Annotated in this window: 13 protein-coding genes; 8 read left to right on the forward strand and 5 right to left on the reverse strand. The window is 65.6% G+C overall.

Annotated features, from left to right (window positions below; genetic code table 11):
* Positions 1 to 83: 83 nt before the first annotated feature.
* The gene (locus ACJ70B_RS13060) at positions 84 to 1013 is read left to right on the forward strand and encodes an NAD-dependent epimerase/dehydratase family protein (protein WP_408957430.1); all 930 of its coding nucleotides are present in this window, start codon (positions 84 to 86) and stop codon (positions 1011 to 1013) included.
* A gap of 191 nt (positions 1014 to 1204) precedes the next feature.
* Entirely contained in the window at positions 1205 to 2239 is a 1035-nt protein-coding gene (locus ACJ70B_RS13065; protein ID WP_408957431.1) for a pentapeptide repeat-containing protein, read from the forward strand.
* Between the two features lie 61 nt (positions 2240 to 2300).
* Here the strand turns inward: ACJ70B_RS13065 and ACJ70B_RS13070 are convergent, their stop codons facing one another.
* The 3 genes from ACJ70B_RS13070 to ACJ70B_RS13080 all read right to left on the reverse strand — a co-directional run bounded on the left by ACJ70B_RS13070 (position 2301) and on the right by ACJ70B_RS13080 (position 5137).
* A complete protein-coding gene (locus ACJ70B_RS13070) occupies positions 2301 to 3326 on the reverse strand; it encodes a M48 family metallopeptidase (protein ID WP_408957432.1) in 1026 nt (341 codons plus the stop codon).
* A gap of 204 nt (positions 3327 to 3530) precedes the next feature.
* Entirely contained in the window at positions 3531 to 4253 is a 723-nt protein-coding gene (locus ACJ70B_RS13075; protein ID WP_408957433.1) for an SOS response-associated peptidase, read from the reverse strand.
* A gap of 47 nt (positions 4254 to 4300) precedes the next feature.
* The gene (locus ACJ70B_RS13080) at positions 4301 to 5137 is read right to left on the reverse strand and encodes a proline dehydrogenase family protein (protein ID WP_408957434.1); all 837 of its coding nucleotides are present in this window, start codon (positions 5135 to 5137) and stop codon (positions 4301 to 4303) included.
* Positions 5138 to 5747: 610 nt separating this feature from the next.
* Here ACJ70B_RS13080 and ACJ70B_RS13085 point away from each other — a divergent pair.
* From ACJ70B_RS13085 to ACJ70B_RS13110, 6 genes are all read left to right on the forward strand, one after another.
* Positions 5748 to 7130, forward strand: a complete 1383-nt coding sequence (locus tag ACJ70B_RS13085) for an aspartate aminotransferase family protein (protein WP_408957435.1) — start codon at positions 5748 to 5750, stop codon at positions 7128 to 7130.
* 38 nt (positions 7131 to 7168) lie between these two features.
* Positions 7169 to 7558: a Rid family detoxifying hydrolase gene (locus ACJ70B_RS13090; RefSeq protein WP_408957436.1), complete on the forward strand. Its 390-nt coding sequence runs from the start codon at positions 7169 to 7171 to the stop codon at positions 7556 to 7558.
* 206 nt (positions 7559 to 7764) lie between these two features.
* Positions 7765 to 9045 (forward strand): amidohydrolase, encoded by a 1281-nt coding sequence (locus ACJ70B_RS13095; protein ID WP_408957437.1) that lies wholly within the window; start codon positions 7765 to 7767, stop codon positions 9043 to 9045.
* An 87-nt stretch (positions 9046 to 9132) separates the two neighbouring features.
* On the forward strand, positions 9133 to 9780 hold the full coding sequence (locus tag ACJ70B_RS13100) for a hypothetical protein (RefSeq protein WP_408957438.1): 648 nt from the start codon (positions 9133 to 9135) through the stop codon (positions 9778 to 9780).
* A gap of 485 nt (positions 9781 to 10265) precedes the next feature.
* Complete coding sequence (locus ACJ70B_RS13105; protein ID WP_408957439.1) at positions 10266 to 11927, forward strand: BCCT family transporter; 1662 nt, start codon at positions 10266 to 10268, stop codon at positions 11925 to 11927.
* 145 nt (positions 11928 to 12072) lie between these two features.
* A complete protein-coding gene (locus tag ACJ70B_RS13110) occupies positions 12073 to 13437 on the forward strand; it encodes an aminotransferase class III-fold pyridoxal phosphate-dependent enzyme (RefSeq protein ID WP_408957440.1) in 1365 nt (454 codons plus the stop codon).
* Positions 13438 to 13665: 228 nt separating this feature from the next.
* On the opposite strand, the gene ilvA is transcribed toward ACJ70B_RS13110, so the two are convergent.
* Positions 13666 to 14916, reverse strand: coding sequence for a threonine ammonia-lyase (gene ilvA / locus ACJ70B_RS13115; RefSeq protein ID WP_408957441.1), 1251 nt, complete (start codon positions 14914 to 14916; stop codon positions 13666 to 13668).
* The gene (locus ACJ70B_RS13120) at positions 14913 to 16220 is read right to left on the reverse strand and encodes an amidohydrolase (RefSeq protein ID WP_408957442.1); all 1308 of its coding nucleotides are present in this window, start codon (positions 16218 to 16220) and stop codon (positions 14913 to 14915) included. Before ACJ70B_RS13120 ends, ilvA begins: the two co-directional genes overlap by 4 nt.
* Positions 16221 to 16310 lie beyond the last annotated feature (90 nt).

Here is a 16310-nt window from a genome sequence, read left to right on the forward strand (position 1 = left end):
CTCGCGTCACGTCGACCGAGACGATTCGATCTCGGCGACGGCGAAACCCAGAGGATTAACGCCTCCCCGATAAATCATCCACCATGTCTCTCTCGAGCCAACGCGTGCTCGTCACCGGCGGAGCCGGATTCATCGGATCGCATCTCACCGAGCGCCTGCTCGCAGACGGCGCGGACGTCCTCGCCGTCGACGACCTGTCGAACGGCGACCCCGACCGCGTTCCCGACGACGCCGACTTTCTCGAGGCAGACCTTACCGACTCCGACGCGCTCGCCGGGCACCTCGACGACGTCGACCTCGTCTTTCACCTCGCGGCGTCGAAACACGTCGACACGGACCGTCCTCACGGCCAGTTCGACGACAACACGCGGATGTCCCGGAACATTCTCGAGGCGATGGCCGACGCGGACGTCTCCGAGATCGCGTACACCTCCACCTCGACGATCTACGGCGAGGCACCGCGGCCGACGCCGGAGGACTACGCGCCGCTCGAGCCGATCAGCGCCTACGGGGCGAGCAAACTGGCCGACGAGGGCTTGCTCTCCGCGCGGGCACACAGTCACGATCTCACCGTCTGGAATTTCCGGTTTGCGAACGTGGTCGGCCCGCGGCTGCGCGGCGCGGTGATCCCCGACTTCATCGAGAAGCTCCGGGACGATCCCGAGACGCTGACGATCCTGGGCGACGGCCGTCAGGAGAAGTCCTACCTCCACCTCGAGGACTGTCTCGACGCCATGTTCCACGTCGTCGAACACGCCGACGACGCGATGAACACGTACAACCTCGGGACGCGCACGACGACGTCAGTCGACCGGATCGCGACGATCGTCGCCGAGGAACTCGGCGTCGACCCCGCCCGCGAGTACACCGGCGGCGAGCGCGGCTGGACCGGTGACGTGCCGAAGATGCGCCTCTCGATCGAGAAGCTCTCCGCGCTGGGCTGGGAACCCCGTCTCTCGAGCGACGAGGCGGTTCGGCGTGCTACCCGCGAGATTATCGACGAACTTCGCTGACCGACGCGCGAACGCAGCGCGGTCGTCCGCTCCCGACTTGAGTCACTCGTTCGACTCGAGGGGCGATCGCCCGTGCGCTGACGTCCCGGAGCGAGCGTTGTAACGGGTTCTGCGACCGCGACGGCGGGGACTGAACCGAGGCGGCGTATTTCAGGCAGTAGCGTTAGAAGCGCGCTCTCCCCAACCCGATCATGATCGAGAAGCGTTGCGGACACGTAACGAACAGCAGCGTCGTTGACGGGGCCGGAGACGTCTGTTGTTGGCGGCTCCCGTGGGAGGGACACGACCGCTGTCTCTGGCACACCGACGCCGTCGTGCCGACACCGATCTACGAGCGAAACACGCCGGCGTCGGGCGAGCGCCTCGACGGAGCGAACTTCGAGGGTGCGAGCCTGAGCAGGACGTCGTTCCTCGCAGGACGATCGCTGATCGAGGCGGATTTCACCGGCGCGATCCTCGACGGTGCCGACCTCTCCGGAGCGGACCTCCGACAGAGTACGTTCCGAGACATCGATGCCCACGGCGCATCGTTTCGGGACGCCAACCTTCACGACGCGGTCTTCGTCTTCGCCGATCTCCGCGGTGCGGACTTCCGGAACGCGCGGCTCTACCGCGCGGGGCTGACCGACGTGCGGCTCAACGTCGAGACGACGTTCGGAGAGCGCCCGGTATACGAGACGGAGATCGACGGGAGTCACGGCGTCACGGAACGGGCCGAAGCCGCACAGTGGGTGTACCGGGAGCTACAGCGACTCTACGATGAGAACGCGCTCCCGGAACGGGTCCACGAGTACTATCTGCGCGAGAAGCACTTCCGTCGGCGGCGGGCCTGGCAGACCGGAGACTACCGGCGAGCAATCACGCTCGCCGGCTCGCGCTGGATCATGCGTTACGGGACGAGCCCGTGGCGCGTCGTGGCGACGTCGCTGGTTCTGATACTCGTCTGTGCGGCGCTGTACCCGTTGACCGGTGGCATCCAGGAGGTCGGAACTGAGACCGCGATCGCCTACCGAATCAGGGCCCCCGCTCAGACGCCCGTCTGGTTCCTCGCCGAGGCGTATTTCAAGAGCCTCTACTTCAGCGTCGTCACGTTCGCGACGCTCGGCTACGGCGATCTGCAACCGGTCGGAAGCGCCGCCCGCGCAATCGCCGCCGTCGAGACGCTGCTCGGCTCACTGCTGGTAGCGCTGCTGGTCTTCGTGCTTACACAGCGCGTCCGGCACTGACGCGCCGAACGCGGCTGGACTCGATCGAAACCGACTCTCGAGGGGCCGTCCGAGGCGATTTTCACTGACCGTCGGTCGTCGTCTTGGCGACGAGTCGCTCGAGATTCGCGAGTCGCGTCTCCGTGCTCGGATAGGTTCGAAACGGTCCCCCCGACGCGGTCGCCCCGTCGCGCGGGAGGATGTCCAGCGCGCTGGCCGACTTCGCCCAGGTTCGCTTGTCTTCGGTGGGACGCGCCCGTTCGTCGTCGAGCGTCTCGAGCGCGCTCGCGAGGTCGCTCGGCGATCCCGTCAGCTCGGCAGCGCCCCTGTCGGCCGCCAGCTCCCGGCCGCGCGAGAGGACGGCGACTCCGAACTGCCCGCCCAGTCGCTGTCCCGCCGTCATGACCGTCACGCCGGCCCAGAGGGCGAGATGGGCCAGATAAGCGAGCGGCGAGGTGACGAGCAACCGTTTGCCCGGCGGATCGTCCGCTCCGACGCGTTCGGCGGTCAACATTGGGACGAGCACGAGGCTCATGATGCGACTATCGCCGTTCACGAGGTGACTGATTTCGTGAGCGAGAACGGCGGTTACCTCACGGTCGGAAAGCTCCCGTACGAGCCCGCTCGTGACGATGATCGTCCCGTCTGCCCGTCCGCCCACGGCGTACGACTCCGGCCGCCGCCGGTCGGCGACGTAGACGTCGGGCTCTGGCACGTCCGCCTGCCGAGCGAGCCGACGGGCCGTTTTCGTCAGCTCGGGATGCGTTTCGGTCGCCGGCTCACCGGCCGTCCCCAACCCCCTCCGGAACGCCCGTATTTCGCCCCGAACCGGCCGGTAGTACAGAAACGGAAGCAGCGAGATGCCGGCGACGACCGCGACGCGAAGGGGGTTCGCAAAGAGCGTGCCGACGATAGCGTAGGGGTCGCCGAGAACCGGCAGGAGCAGCGTCTCGAGCACGTAAACGACCACCAGAAGCGCGAGCCAGGCCACCGTGCCGCCCACGAGGACCGCCGTCGCGGCGACGGCCACCGAGACGACCGTCAGCACGGCCAGTGCGGCGAGCATTCGACAGAGCAGCGACAGTCGTAGTCGACGATCTGCTGTCATCGGATTGCCACCTTTTGAGAAGGTTTTCGGTAGCAACGATATTAGTCTTCCGTGTCACACGGCCTCGCTCGTCAGCCATCCTCGAGCCGGCAGCGCGTCGATCCACGAGCCGATCGCAAAAGCGCACGGCTGGGCTCTCTCGCTTGCCACTTCCGCCGACGAGCGCGGCGCACGGTTCGAGTTCACCGGCGTTCAGGGCCGTAGTTAAACCGGGTCGGTCAGTCCCGGTTCGTCGACGGACGGATCGTTGACCGCCGTCGACACCGGAGCCGCCGTCATCTCGTCGGCCGGGTACGGCTCGAGCAATTCGCGCGGATCGTCGGCCGTCAGCCACCGCTGCTCGTCGTCGGGTGCTACGATCACCGCCATTCGGTGGTGGAGGTCTGCAACGAGGTCGTTCGGCTCGGCCGTCACGATGGTGAACGTCTCGAGCGGGCCGTCCTCGGTTTCGTCCGCGGCCCCGCCGCCGAAGGCATCCAGCCCGGTCTGTGTCGTCGCCGGCTCCCAGCGCTCCCAGAGGCCGGCCAGCGCGAACACGCGGTCGTCCTCGAACGTGATTCGGTAGGGCTGTTTTCCGTCCTCGGTCTCGACCCACTCGTAGAACCCGTCCGCCGGAACCAAACATCGTCGCCGCTCGTAGGCCTCCCGAAAGCTCGGCTTCTCGGCGACGGACTCGGCCCGCGCGTTGATCAGTCCGCCCGTGTCGTCATCGGCCCACGACGGCACCAGTCCCCACTCGAGACGCTGGATCGTCTCCGGCTCGGCGTCCGTGATCACCGGTAGCTCCTGGCCGGGAGCGATGTTGTAGCGAGGGGTGAACCCTGGGTCGACGGTCGGATCGGAGTCGGACGCACCGTCTCGAAACCGGGCGTCGAACCGCGCCTCGAGGTCGTCTTGCTCGACGGTGAGCGTGTAGCGACCGCACATGAGCTATCGGACGGGCCGCGACACCAAATGTCCGTCGTTCACCCCACTCAACCGGTCAGGACGGCCCGCAGTGCGAATCGGAGAGTGTCCGTTCGCTCGGTGAGCCGGCGATAGAAGTAGGACGTCCACCGCCGGCCGTAGGGGACGTACTGCCAGACCTCGTACTCGGCGGCCAGTGTCGCCTGTGCATCCTCGCGCACGCCCATGAGCAACTGCAATTCGAAGTCGGTACCGTACCGCTCGTGGAGCGCCTTCGCGTGCTCGATTACGGCCGGATCATGGCTCCCGACCGCGATCCCGCCGTCGAAGTGTGCGAACGCGTACTCGAGCAGCGCCCGATACTCCTGATCGATCCGCGCCCCGTCCGTGTAGGCCACGTCGGCAGGCGGGGCGTAGGCCCCCTTGACGAACCGGACCTTGCCGGGCACGTCGGCGAGTCGGCGCACGTCCGCTCGCGTCCGCCTGAGGTTCGCCTGCACGCAGACGCCGACGCCCCCTTCGTGCTCACGGGCGACGGTTTCGAACGCGTCAAGCGTCGCGTCGGTCGTCGTGTGATCTTCCATGTCGATCCAGACGAAGACCCCGCGGTCGGCCGCGACGTCGACGATCGCGGCCAGTTCCTCGCGGAACACCTCCTCGCCGATGTCGAGTCCCAACTGGGTGGGTTTGACGGAGATGCAGGCCTCGAGCCTCGATCTTGCGATATCGTCGACCAGCTGCCGATATTCGGCGGCGTCGGCCGCCACAGCGTCGCGGTCGTCGTAGTGTTCGCCAAGCAGGTTGAGGATCGCTTTCACGTCGCGGTCGTTCAACTGACGGACGTGCTCGAGCGCCGTCGCGGGAGACTCCCCCGCGACGAACCGGCTCGCGATCGGCGGGATCATGGCAATCGGAAGGGACGCCAGCGATAAGGGCGTTCCTCCGATTCTCGGCGCGCGTCTCGATGCAAGTCGATCGGACTCGAACACTGGCGCTTATAGCTTGTCGGCGATCTCTTCGACGGCGACCACGAGCCGATAAAATAAGGAGAACACATATACCGAGAGACCCACGGAAATAGCACCGAATAGCCATAGAAGCGTATTATTCGTGAGGATACAGTCCAAAACTGACGAACAGCACGAGTACGCCGACCGCGACGCGGGGTCTGCTCTGTCTGTTGGTGGAGGGCACTATACGCGAAACGTAGAGCCCTTCCAATGAAATTATTTTCTATCAGACACAGAAGTGGCTGTTTCAGAAGGGTGTAATGCTGAATTCCTCCCGTTCTGAGGCGGGCCGCTCATATTGCTTTCCACACAAGTTTCCGCCCGTTCGATTCGTTCGCTTCTCGAGTCGAACACTTCACTCGCCGCTCATACCTGTTGACTACGGATGCCCGGTCCATCGGTATCCAAATCGAGTTCCGACACCACCGCCGGATTCGATAGATGTATACAGTGTTCATGAATACTGTAGACAATCTATTTACGATCGTTTCTCCTGCCCCTACGTATGACGGCAGGTCCGCCGATCGACGATCTCCACTTCGAGGACGCACCGTCCGTCGACGACGTTCCCGGTCCGAACACCCGGGCGCTGCTCGAGAAGCAACGCGAAATCGACAGTAACGCGGTCGCCTATCCCGACGATATCCCGATCGCCTTCGAGGAGGGACAGGGCGCGACGGTCCGCGACGCCGACGGGAACACCTACATCGATCTCTTCGCGGGGATCGGCGTGTTGAACGTCGGCCACGCGAACCCCTACGTGCTCGGGGCCGTTCACGAGCAGGCCGACAAACTCGTGCACACGGTCGACTTCCCGACGGAGGCCCGACTCGAGCTAATCGAGAAACTCGACGAGATCGCCCCCGACGGCCTGCAGGGCCAGAACAAGGTCGTCTTCGGCGGGCCGACCGGCAGCGACGCCATCGAGGCGTCGATCAAGCTCTCCAAGTACAACACCGGCGGTGACGGCCTCATCGCGTTCCGCGGGGCCTACCACGGCGCGACGACCGGCGCGATGAGCGTCACGTCGAACAAGACGTTCAAGGGCCACTACACGCCGCTGCTCCCCGACGTCGTCCACGCACCCTATCCCGACCCGTTCCGACAGGACAAATCGCCCGCGGAGGCGGTCGATCACGCGCTCGAAGAGGTCCAGGCCATCGTCGAGGACCCCTACGGCGGCCTCGCCAACCCGGCCGGCATCATCGTTGAGCCGATCCAGGGCGAGGGCGGAATCGTCACGCCGCCGGAGGGGTTCCTCCAGGGGCTGCGCGACATCGCTGACGACAACGACGTGACACTCGTCTTCGACGAGATTCAGAGCGGCCTCGGCCGGTCGGGCCGGTGGTGGGCCAGTGACTGGGAGGGCGTCGCGCCCGACGTGATGACGTCCGCGAAGGCGCTCGGCGGCGTCGGCTTCCCGCTCTCTGCGACGATCTACCACGAGGACCTCGATACCTGGAGCGCGGGCGACCACGCCGGCACCTACCGCGGCCACGTCGTCGGCATGCGCGCCGGCACCCGCGCCATCGAGTACGTTCAGGACCACGACCTGCTGGCCCACGCCCGCGACCTCGGCGAGTACATTCAGGGTCGCCTTCGCGAGGCCGCCGCCGAGACCGACCGGCTCGCCGACATCCGCGGCAAGGGCCTGTTCATCGGCGCGGAGTTCGTCGACGAAGACGGAACTCCCGACGGTGACCTCGTCGACGCGATCCAACAGCTCTGTTTCGAGCGCGGCGTCCTCGTCTGGACGGCCGGCCGCCACGGCAACGTGCTCCGGTTCCTCCCGCCGCTCGTGCTCACCCACGAACTGGCCGAGACCGCCCTCGACATCGTCGTCGAGGCGATCGGGGACGTGACCGCCGAAGCGGCTCAGACGGCCTGACTCGAGCGACCGAAGATCCCACGTCCGACACCCACTCCATGACCGATACCGACCCCATCGAAACCGACGGCGCACCGCGCACCGACAACCCCTACTCGCAGGGCGTCCGCGCCGGCGACACGCTGTACGTCTCCGGCTACGGCCCCGTCGATCCGGCCACCGGCGAGGCCATCGACGGCGATATCGAAGCCCAGACCGGTCGCGTGCTCGAGAACATCGCCGCCGTCGTTGACGAAGCCGGCGGCGACGGCCTCGCGGACGTCGTCAAGGTCACCGTCTACCTGACCGACCTCGAGGACTACGAGCGGATCAACGAAGCCTACGGCTCCCGGTTCGGCGAGGTGCCGCCGGCGCGGGTCTGCGTCGAAGTCTCCCGGCTGCCCGAGGACGTCCGCGTGGAAATGGACGCGATCGCGTCCCTCGAGTAACCGATTTTCGGCCGAGGCGCGACGACGAGGTGGCCGGTCTTCGGTACGCTCGTCTCCGCCCGAGAGCCGACCGGACCGTCGCTGCCGGCCGCCATCCAATTCCGGCCGAACCTCCTCTGATCAGTGACACACTACACTAGTGATGGATAGCAAGTATACGATTATCGACTACGATTAAGTATCCTCCACGTGTAGAACTCACACGGATGTCAAACGAGGTGCGACACAGACTCAGCGATCTCCGGCGCGCGTTTCACCGCCGTCCCGAACCCGGCTGGCGGGAGTTTCAGACGACGGCCCGCGTCGTCGAGGAACTCGAGCGGATCGGCGTCGACGAGATCGCCGTCGGCCGCGAGGCGCTGGCGACCGACGAGCGCATGGCTGTCCCGCCCGACGCGGACCTCGAGCCGTGGCGCGAGCGGGCTCGCGAGGCCGGCGTCCGCGCCGACATCCTCGAACGGACCGCCGACGGACACACGGGCGTGATTGCAGTCCTCGAACAGGGCGAGGGTCCCTGCCTCGGCCTGCGCGTCGACCTCGACGCGATCTCAATGCGCGAGTCGACCGAGGCCGATCACCGGCCGGCCGCCGAGGGCTTTCGCTCCGAACACGACGGCTACATGCACGCCTGCGGGCACGACGCCCACCTCGCGATGGCGCTTGGCACGCTCGAGACGGTCAAGCAAAGCGACTTTGCCGGGACGCTGAAGGTGTTCTTTCAACCCGCCGAGGAGATCTCCGGCGGCGGGAAAGCGATGGCCGAGAGCGGCTACCTCGACGACGTGGATTACCTGCTCGCGCTTCACATCGGGCTGGATCACCCGACTGGCGAGGTCGTCGCGGGGATCGAGAAACCGCTAGCGATGGCACACCTCACCGCGACATTCGAGGGGGCAAGCGCCCACGCGGGGAAGGCACCCAACGAGGGAGCCAACGCGATGCAAGCGGCGGCCACCGCGATTCAGAACGCCTACGCGATCCCGCGCCACAGCGACGGGATGACCCGGGTCAACGTCGGCTGTATCGAGGGCGGCACCGCGAGCAACGTCATCGCCGAGGAAGTCACGATCGAGGCCGAGGTCCGCGGCGAGACCACCGCGCTGATGGAGTACATGCGCACCGAACTCGAGCGGGTGTGCTATGCCGCCGCGGAAATGCACGACTGCGACGTGACGCCGCGGGTGATCAGCGAGTCGCCCCGCGTCGACAGCCATCCCGCGTTACGGGACCTCGTCGGCAACGTCGCGTGGGAACTCGAGGACGTCGATCGCGTGATTCAAAGCGAGGCGTTCGGCGTGAGCGAAGACGTCACCTACCTCATGCAGCGGGTACAGGAAAACGGCGGCCTCGCCTCCTACGTTCTCATCGGAACCGACCATCCGACGAGTCACCACACGCCCACGTTCGACGTCGACGAGGAGAGCCTCGGGATCGGCGTGGCGCTGCTGTCCGAGACAGCCGTCGAACTCTCGCGCCGGCGGCCGTAGACTCGGTACGCGTCCGTCGAACTGTTCGCGCGAAATCACGTTCGCCGGATCAGAAACGTTAATTCGAACGCTGTTCGTGTACTCTGTATGAGTCAGGACGACGTGCCGGAGTCGCTCCAGACGGCGGCGGACGCTGATCGCCCGCGCGGGATTCTTACGCCCTCCGACCGCGATTTCCTGCTCGGCCGGAAGACCGACTACACCGACCACTCGAAAAAACAGAAGCGAAATCGGATCCGGCGTCGGGTCCGCAACGCGATCCTCGATTTCAGCATCCTCTTTGAGTACATGGAGGAACGCGACCGCGAGACGGTCTTCGATCCGGACGCCGAGGACCGCGACGCCTACACGCAGGGAATCACCGACATGCTCGCCTTCCTGCATCTCGGAACGATGGGCTATCACACCCCGTTCAAAGACATGCTTTCGGAGGGCGTCGGCAAGGCCGAACAGCGCCTGGCCGGCTCGAACTACCGGATGGTCAACGTCGAGTTTAACGTCGAACCGGTCGGCCAGATCGACGTCGACGAGGTCGTCGAGAAACTCGAGAACGGGGAGTTTGCCCAGCTCACCGACGAGGAACTCCGTGCGTTCGTCCGTCTGCTGACGATGTCCGACGGCTTCTCGCCGGAAGAGGCCCGCGAAGAGATCAAAGACCGCGTCGACGAGTTCTCCGAGCGCGTGACCGAAAGTGCCGACGACCGGGAGCGCACGCTCGAGGAACTGACGAACTGACGACCGCGCAGTCGCCGCCGACCTGCCCGTTTTCGTTTTCGACTCCGCCGATGCTCGAGTTCGGATGCCGACGTCTTATCGCCCGAACTGTCCGCCCGCTCGTCGGCAGACGGCGATCTCGGACGTTAGCAGCGACACACCGGTTTGTGACTCTGCGTGCGGCTCATGTCGCTTTACGATACGCGCCTCGCTCCAGAGAGTCGTGGCCAGTGAACCATACGGTTACGGAACGCGTTCTTGGGACAACTTCGATGGACGAACATGGGCATTTATGCACCCTTGGAACAAATACGTAAATTATTCCCCCCACCTCGTCGCGTTCGGCCGAACGTACAATAAACACAATCTGTCGACAAAATGGGCACCTGAGAAACGTTTATTGTGTATAGCGTTGATTGAGATGGTATGCCATCGCACAGCATGGTGAACGGTAGGTGGAGATTCGGGCAACCATCGATCCGGAACTCGGTTTGGGGGGTGAGACGATGAGCGATGCCGAGAAGGGGATGGTCGACGAGTTCGTCGCAGAGATCGACACGACGGTCTTCCTGTTTGGCGCGCTATTGACCGTCGGGGTGATCGCGGCGTTTTTCATCAGCCCGAGTACGGTCGAGAGCGGGATCTCGTCGCTAAACGATTCGCTGCTTGGCGCGTTCAACTGGGCACTGCTGCTGATCGTGTTTCTGATCGTCGTCTTCCTGTTGTTCCTGATCATCGGTCCATGGGGTTCAATCAAGCTGGGCGACGAGTCCCCGGAGTACAGCTTTCTGTCGTTCTTCGCGATGCTGTACTCGGCCGGATTCGCGGCCGGCGTCGTGTTCTGGGGCCCGACCGAGGCGCTGTTTTACTACGCGAACCCCTCGCCGCTGTTCGAGGGGGTCTCGGGCGGCACCTCGGAAGCGATGACGATCGCGATCCAGCAGACGCTGTTCCACTGGGCGCTGCCCCAGCTGGCGGTGTTTACGATCATGGGGATCGCGATCGGCTACTTCGCATACAACTATGACAACGTCCCGCTGCGAGTGTCCTCGGCGCTGACGCCGATCATCGGCGCGGACAACCTGGATGGGCCGGTCGCGAAAATCGTTGACATCCTCGCTGTCTTCGCGACGATCGGCGGCGTGGCCACCTCGCTTGGCTTCATCGGTAGCCAGTTCGTCACCGGGCTGAACTACCAGTGGGGGATCAGCATGGGGAACGTCGGTATCCTCCTCGTGGTGACGTTCATGACGCTGCTGTTTACGACCTCGATGGTGCTGGGGGTCAACAGGGGGATCCGTCGGCTGTCGAACTTCAACATGATCCTCTTTGTCATCCTCATGGTCGCGACGTTTATCGTCGGCCCGACGATGTTCCTGCTGCTCGTGGGGACGCAGGCCCTCGGCGGGATGTTCTCCGATTTCATATCGATGAGCCTCTTTACCGGGGCCGGCGCCTTCGGTGCGGGCAATGCCGAAGCCACGAACTGGATGAACACCTGGACCGTCTTCTACTGGGCGTGGGCGCTCTCGTGGTCTCCCTTCGCGGGCCTGTTCATCGCTCGCATCGCCAAGGGCCGCACCGTCCGCGAAGTCGCGTTCACCGGGATCGTCGCGACCTCGGCGGCTACCATCCCGTGGTTTACGTTCGTCGGCGGCACCTCCGTCTGGGCCCACCACAACGGCGTCGCCGATTTCGGCGCGGTGATCGCCGGCGAGGCCGGCGCGGAGGTCTCCGGCTTCATCCTCTTCGAGGCGTTCCCCATGGGATCTATCTTCATGCTGGCCTTCATGATCCTCGTGACGACGTTCTTCGTCACGTCCGCGGACTCCTCGACGCTGGCCGTCTCGATGATGACCACCGGCGGCAAGGCGCGCCCCTCGAGCATCAACCGAATCTTCTGGGGCGTCGTCCTCGGCATGACCGCGGCCATCCTGATGATCCTCGGCGGGACCGGTAGCGCGAACACGCTCCAGCAGGCGGCGATCATCACCGGCACGCCCTTCGCCTTCGTCTGCTTCCTCGCGATGCTCTCGCTAATCAGGGACTTCGGCTCGAGCTACGGCCGCGTGCTCTTGCAAGACGAGACCGTCCTCGTCGGCTCGAGTCGGACGACCGAAACCGAGTCGCCCGGTCGCGGCGGTCCTGTCGAATCGGACGACGACTGACCTGCCCGCGGCCTCTCTTTCTTTCTCGCTTCCCGACGCGCGGCGCGGTCGTCACGCGTTCGTTTTTCGCGTGGACGTCGCATCCCCCTCACACTTCCGCCAATCCATAACAAGTTTTAATGTACATAGTACACATAATCTGTGTATGGACAGGGACACGGCGGAGCCCGACGCGGTCGCGCTTCCGGGTCCAAACGGCAAGCAGTGGGTCGACTTTCACCAGGAGTACGCCGCGCCCAGCGAGCACACCCACGAGTTCGTCTGGGACGTGACTCGCGAGGCCGACGGCCCGTTCGTCACGGACGTCGACGGCAACGTCCTGCTCGATTTCACCTGTCACATCGGCGCGGCACCGCTTGGCTACAACAACGAGAAGGTCCTCCAGAAGAGCCGGGAGTTCGACCTCGTCGAGCCGATGAAGATCGCCGGCCAGGACATGTACTTCGGCTCTGGCCCCAGTCCCGAGGAAGCCGACTTCCCCGGCTCGAGCCACCTCATGGAGAAACTGACCGAGGTCTCGAGCCAGTACGGGATGGACACCGTCTTCCTCTCGAACTCCGGCGCGGAGGCGATGGAGAACGCGATGAAGATCACGAACGACCATCGGGCACCGTCGAAATACGGCATTTCATTCTCGGGGAGCTTCCACGGTCGCACCCTCGGAACGCTGTCGATCACGAAGTCCAAAGAGGTCTACACGCGCCACTACCCCGAGATCAGCGGGATCGAAACGATCCCCTTCTGTGATGACCGCGGCTGTGACGCCGAGCGTTGCGACTGCGGTTTCTTCGCCGGCGGCGGCTCGCGGCTTCGAGACATGCTCGCGCCCGAGGGCGGCCACGTTGATCCCGACGAGATCACCTTTCTCGCACTCGAGCCGATGCAGGGCGTCGGCGGCTACCGCTTCCCCAGCGAGGCGTTCATGCGGGAAGTGGCCGACGTCACCGACGAGTACGACATCCCGCTGGTCGTCGACGAGATCCAAACCGGGATCGGCCGCACCGGCGAGATCTGGGCCTCCGATCACTACCCGATCGAACCGGACGTGATCGCCAGCGCGAAGGCCCTACGCGTCGGTGCGACCATCTCCCGATCCGAAATCTTCCCCGACCAGCAGAACCGTCTGGGTTCGACCTTCGGCGGCGGTGACCTGCTGGGCTCGATGATGGGCGCGTTCACCCTCGAGGCGATCGAGGAGCACGACCTCCTCGACAACGCCACCAGACGCGGCGAGCAGGCCAAAGAGCTCCTGCGCGACGACGCGCCCGACTCCGTCGAGGACGTGCGCGGCAAGGGGCTGTTGCTCGCCGTCGAGTTCGACACCCCCGAGCGTCGGACGAACGTCGTGCAGGCGGCCCTCGAGCGCGGCCTGCTGACGCTTGGCTGTGGGAAGAAGACGATCCGGCTGCTCCCGCCGCTGGACTCGACCGCACGCGAGATCGAACTGGGGATCGGCATCTTCCTCGAGGCGGTCGAGGCCGTCGGCCCGAGCGCGAAAGTGGCCGACTGAGACCGAATCCTCGAGTCGCAGTTCTCCGTCCACTTCGATTTTCGTTGTCGCGTCGACTCGAGTTCGTTCGGCGGACGACGGAGAGAACCGATCTCGCGTACCGGTAGCGGGATTTCCACATCCTCCCCACCCGACTCACTCCCTCACTGCGTTCGCTCGCTCGTCCCTCGCGATAGTCGAACCGCGACTCCGTCGCGGTTCAGCGCGCCGACGGTGTGCTCAAAGCGGTCACTCGAGCGAGCACTCCACGATCGAGACGCCCTCGAGTCCCGCCAGCGCCTCGAGCACCCCATCGAGATGGTCGGGGCCGCTTCCCTCGAGGCCGACGGTGACCGGGACTCGATTTGGCTCGTCGACGGAACCCCGTCGCACGCGCTCGAGGACGTCCAACTCAGAACCCTCCGATTCAACGATCTCGACCACGTCGCCGACAGCCGTCGGCCAGCCGTCGAGCGCGAGTCTGGCCTCCGCGTAGCGCTCGAGTTCGTGCAGTCCCGTCCGCGTCAGTTCGGCGTGCTCGGTGAGGTTGACGTTGCCCCCCGAGATCACGACGCCGACGTGTTCGCCCGCGAGGTCGAGGTCGTCCGACAGCGCCGCGGCCAGCGGCGCGGCTCCGGCGCTCTCGGCGACGATCTTCGCGCGCTCGGCCAACAGCGTAACTGCAGAAGCGATCTCCCGGTCGCTGACGCCGACCACGGTGTCGACGACCTCACGGGCGATCGCGAAGGTCGTCTCGAGCATCCGGGTGTCCGCGATCCCCTCCGCGACGGTGTCGATGTCGGTGAGTTCGCGGATCTCGCCGGCCTCGAGCGACGGCTTCGCGTGGGCGGCTCCCTCCGGCTGGACGCCGACCACGCGGATATCGGGATCGCGTGCCTTCAGCACCGTTCCGATGCCCGAAATGAGCCCGCCGCCGCCGATCGAAACGAGGACGGCATCGATCTCGGGGTACTGCTCGAGCACCTCGAGGCCGACCGTTCCCTGGCCGGCGATGATGGCCTCGTCGTCGAAGGGGTGGACGAACGTCTCGCCACCGTCGTCGGCCCGCTCGAGGGCGTATTCGTAGGACCGCTCGTAGATGTCGCCCTCGACGACGACCTCGGCCCCGTAGCCGCGGGTGGCTTCTCTCTTCGCGGCCGGCGTCACCTCCGGCACCACGATCGTCGTGTCGATATCGAGCAGATCACCTGCCAGCGCGACGCCTTGCGCGTGGTTGCCCGCGCTCGAGGCGATGACGCCCGCCTCGCGCTCGGCGTCCGAGAGCTGGCTCATTTTGTTGTATGCGCCGCGGATCTTGAACGACCCCGTCCGCTGGAGGGTCTCGAGTTTGAGCCCGACCGAGGCCGCGCCGCTCATCCCAGCGAAGGTCCGGGAGGTATCGAGCGGCGTCCGGTGGACCACGTCGGCGATGCGCTCCCGCGCGTCCTCGACGTCCTCGAGGGTGACCGGCGGCTCGCTCGCGGACCGGTTTCCGCTCATTCGTCACCCTCACCGCCTGCGCGAGAGAGCGGGTGCCGGCGCTCGAGTTCATGAATCGTCTCGACGAGCACGTCGACCCCGTGCTCGAGGCTGCGCTCGTCGACATCGAAGGTGGGCGTGTGGTGGCTCGTCGGGTGGTCCGTGCCGACGATCATGTAGGTCGCCAATCCGCCGTCTTCCTGAACGCGCTCCATCAGGAACGTCGCGTCCTCGCTTGCGCCGAAGTCCGCGGCCGGCAGCACGCGCTCAATCCCGGTAACACCGCCGGCGACCTCGCTCACGAGCTCTTGCATCTCCGGGTCGCTGTCGGCTCGGGGTGACTCGCTGACTACGTCGACCTCGGCCTCGCAGCCGTGCATTTCGGCCGCCGATTGCACGGTGCGCTCGAGCCGGCGTTTCATGTACTCCATCAGTGCGGTGGTCTCGCCGCGGGCTTCGCACTCCATGTGGGCCGCCTCGGCGATGACGTTGCTTGCGGTGCCCGCCTCGGCCTTCCCGATGTTCACGCGGGTCATCCCGTCGCTGTGGCGGGGGATGCCGTAGGCGTTCTCGATCGCGGCCCCCATCGCGTGCATGGCGTTGTCGCCCTCCTCGGGGGCCTTGCCCGCATGGGCGGAGGTGCCCTCGATCGTCGCGTCGATGTGGGCCATCGCCAGCGGTTTCTCGATCCCCGCCACGACCTCGCCGGTCGGGTGATCCAGCCCGACGTGGATCGCCAGCAGGTAGTCCAGCCCCTCGGCGTACTCGCTTTTCGCCATCGGACAGCCGCCGCCGCCCGTCTCCTCGGCGGGCTGGAAGCAGACGACCAGCCGCCCGGAAAAGTCGCTCTCGGCGATCGCCTCGAGCGCGGCTAGCCCCCAGGTCATGTGGACGTCGTGGCCGCAGGCGTGCATCGTGCCGTCGATCTCCGAGCGAAAGCCCTCCGCGGCGGGGACGTGCTCTCCGTCGGTCGATTCCTCGATGAACAGGCCGTCGATATCGACGCGCAGGCCGATCGCCGGCCCCTCGCCGCGCTCGAGGACGGCGACCGCGCCGGTGGTACCGCCCTCGAGTGTCGCCAGCAGATCCTCGTCCGCGCCGCGCTCGCGGGCGCGCTCGCGCCACGGCTCGAGGTCCGCGTCGGGGACGGCCATTCGATCGGCGGGATCGTAGGCGTCCGGGCCGACGACGAGGTCGTCGACGCCGATCTCCCGAATCTCCGCGACGAGTTGGGCCGTGGTGACGAACTCTCGCCACGCGGGCTCGGGGTGGCGGTGAAAGCTGCGACGAACCGTCGCGAGTCGGTCCTGTATCGGCTCGGACATGCGAGAAGGTAACGTTCCCCACTGACTTAGTTGTACACGATTGCCGTTAACGGCAGATACACAAAGGAATAAGAAGCGCGCCGACGATCG

Origin of the sequence: Natrinema sp. 74, assembly GCF_046097095.1 — an archaeon.
In the GTDB taxonomy this organism is placed as follows: domain Archaea; phylum Halobacteriota; class Halobacteria; order Halobacteriales; family Natrialbaceae; genus Natrinema.

What these genes read in the sequence shown, in the direction of transcription:
- ACJ70B_RS13060 (WP_408957430.1), top strand. Translation starts at nt 84, where the DNA reads ATGTCTCTCTCGAGCCAACGCGTGCTCGTCACCGGCGGAGCCGGATTC.
- ACJ70B_RS13065 (WP_408957431.1), top strand. Translation starts at nt 1,205, where the DNA reads ATGATCGAGAAGCGTTGCGGACACGTAACGAACAGCAGCGTCGTTGAC.
- ACJ70B_RS13070 (WP_408957432.1), bottom strand. Translation starts at nt 3,326, where the DNA reads ATGACAGCAGATCGTCGACTACGACTGTCGCTGCTCTGTCGAATGCTC.
- ACJ70B_RS13075 (WP_408957433.1), bottom strand. Translation starts at nt 4,253, where the DNA reads ATGTGCGGTCGCTACACGCTCACCGTCGAGCAAGACGACCTCGAGGCG.
- ACJ70B_RS13080 (WP_408957434.1), bottom strand. Translation starts at nt 5,137, where the DNA reads ATGATCCCGCCGATCGCGAGCCGGTTCGTCGCGGGGGAGTCTCCCGCG.
- ACJ70B_RS13085 (WP_408957435.1), top strand. Translation starts at nt 5,748, where the DNA reads ATGACGGCAGGTCCGCCGATCGACGATCTCCACTTCGAGGACGCACCG.
- ACJ70B_RS13090 (WP_408957436.1), top strand. Translation starts at nt 7,169, where the DNA reads ATGACCGATACCGACCCCATCGAAACCGACGGCGCACCGCGCACCGAC.
- ACJ70B_RS13095 (WP_408957437.1), top strand. Translation starts at nt 7,765, where the DNA reads ATGTCAAACGAGGTGCGACACAGACTCAGCGATCTCCGGCGCGCGTTT.
- ACJ70B_RS13100 (WP_408957438.1), top strand. Translation starts at nt 9,133, where the DNA reads ATGAGTCAGGACGACGTGCCGGAGTCGCTCCAGACGGCGGCGGACGCT.
- ACJ70B_RS13105 (WP_408957439.1), top strand. Translation starts at nt 10,266, where the DNA reads ATGAGCGATGCCGAGAAGGGGATGGTCGACGAGTTCGTCGCAGAGATC.
- ACJ70B_RS13110 (WP_408957440.1), top strand. Translation starts at nt 12,073, where the DNA reads ATGGACAGGGACACGGCGGAGCCCGACGCGGTCGCGCTTCCGGGTCCA.
- ilvA (WP_408957441.1), bottom strand. Translation starts at nt 14,916, where the DNA reads ATGAGCGGAAACCGGTCCGCGAGCGAGCCGCCGGTCACCCTCGAGGAC.
- ACJ70B_RS13120 (WP_408957442.1), bottom strand. Translation starts at nt 16,220, where the DNA reads ATGTCCGAGCCGATACAGGACCGACTCGCGACGGTTCGTCGCAGCTTT.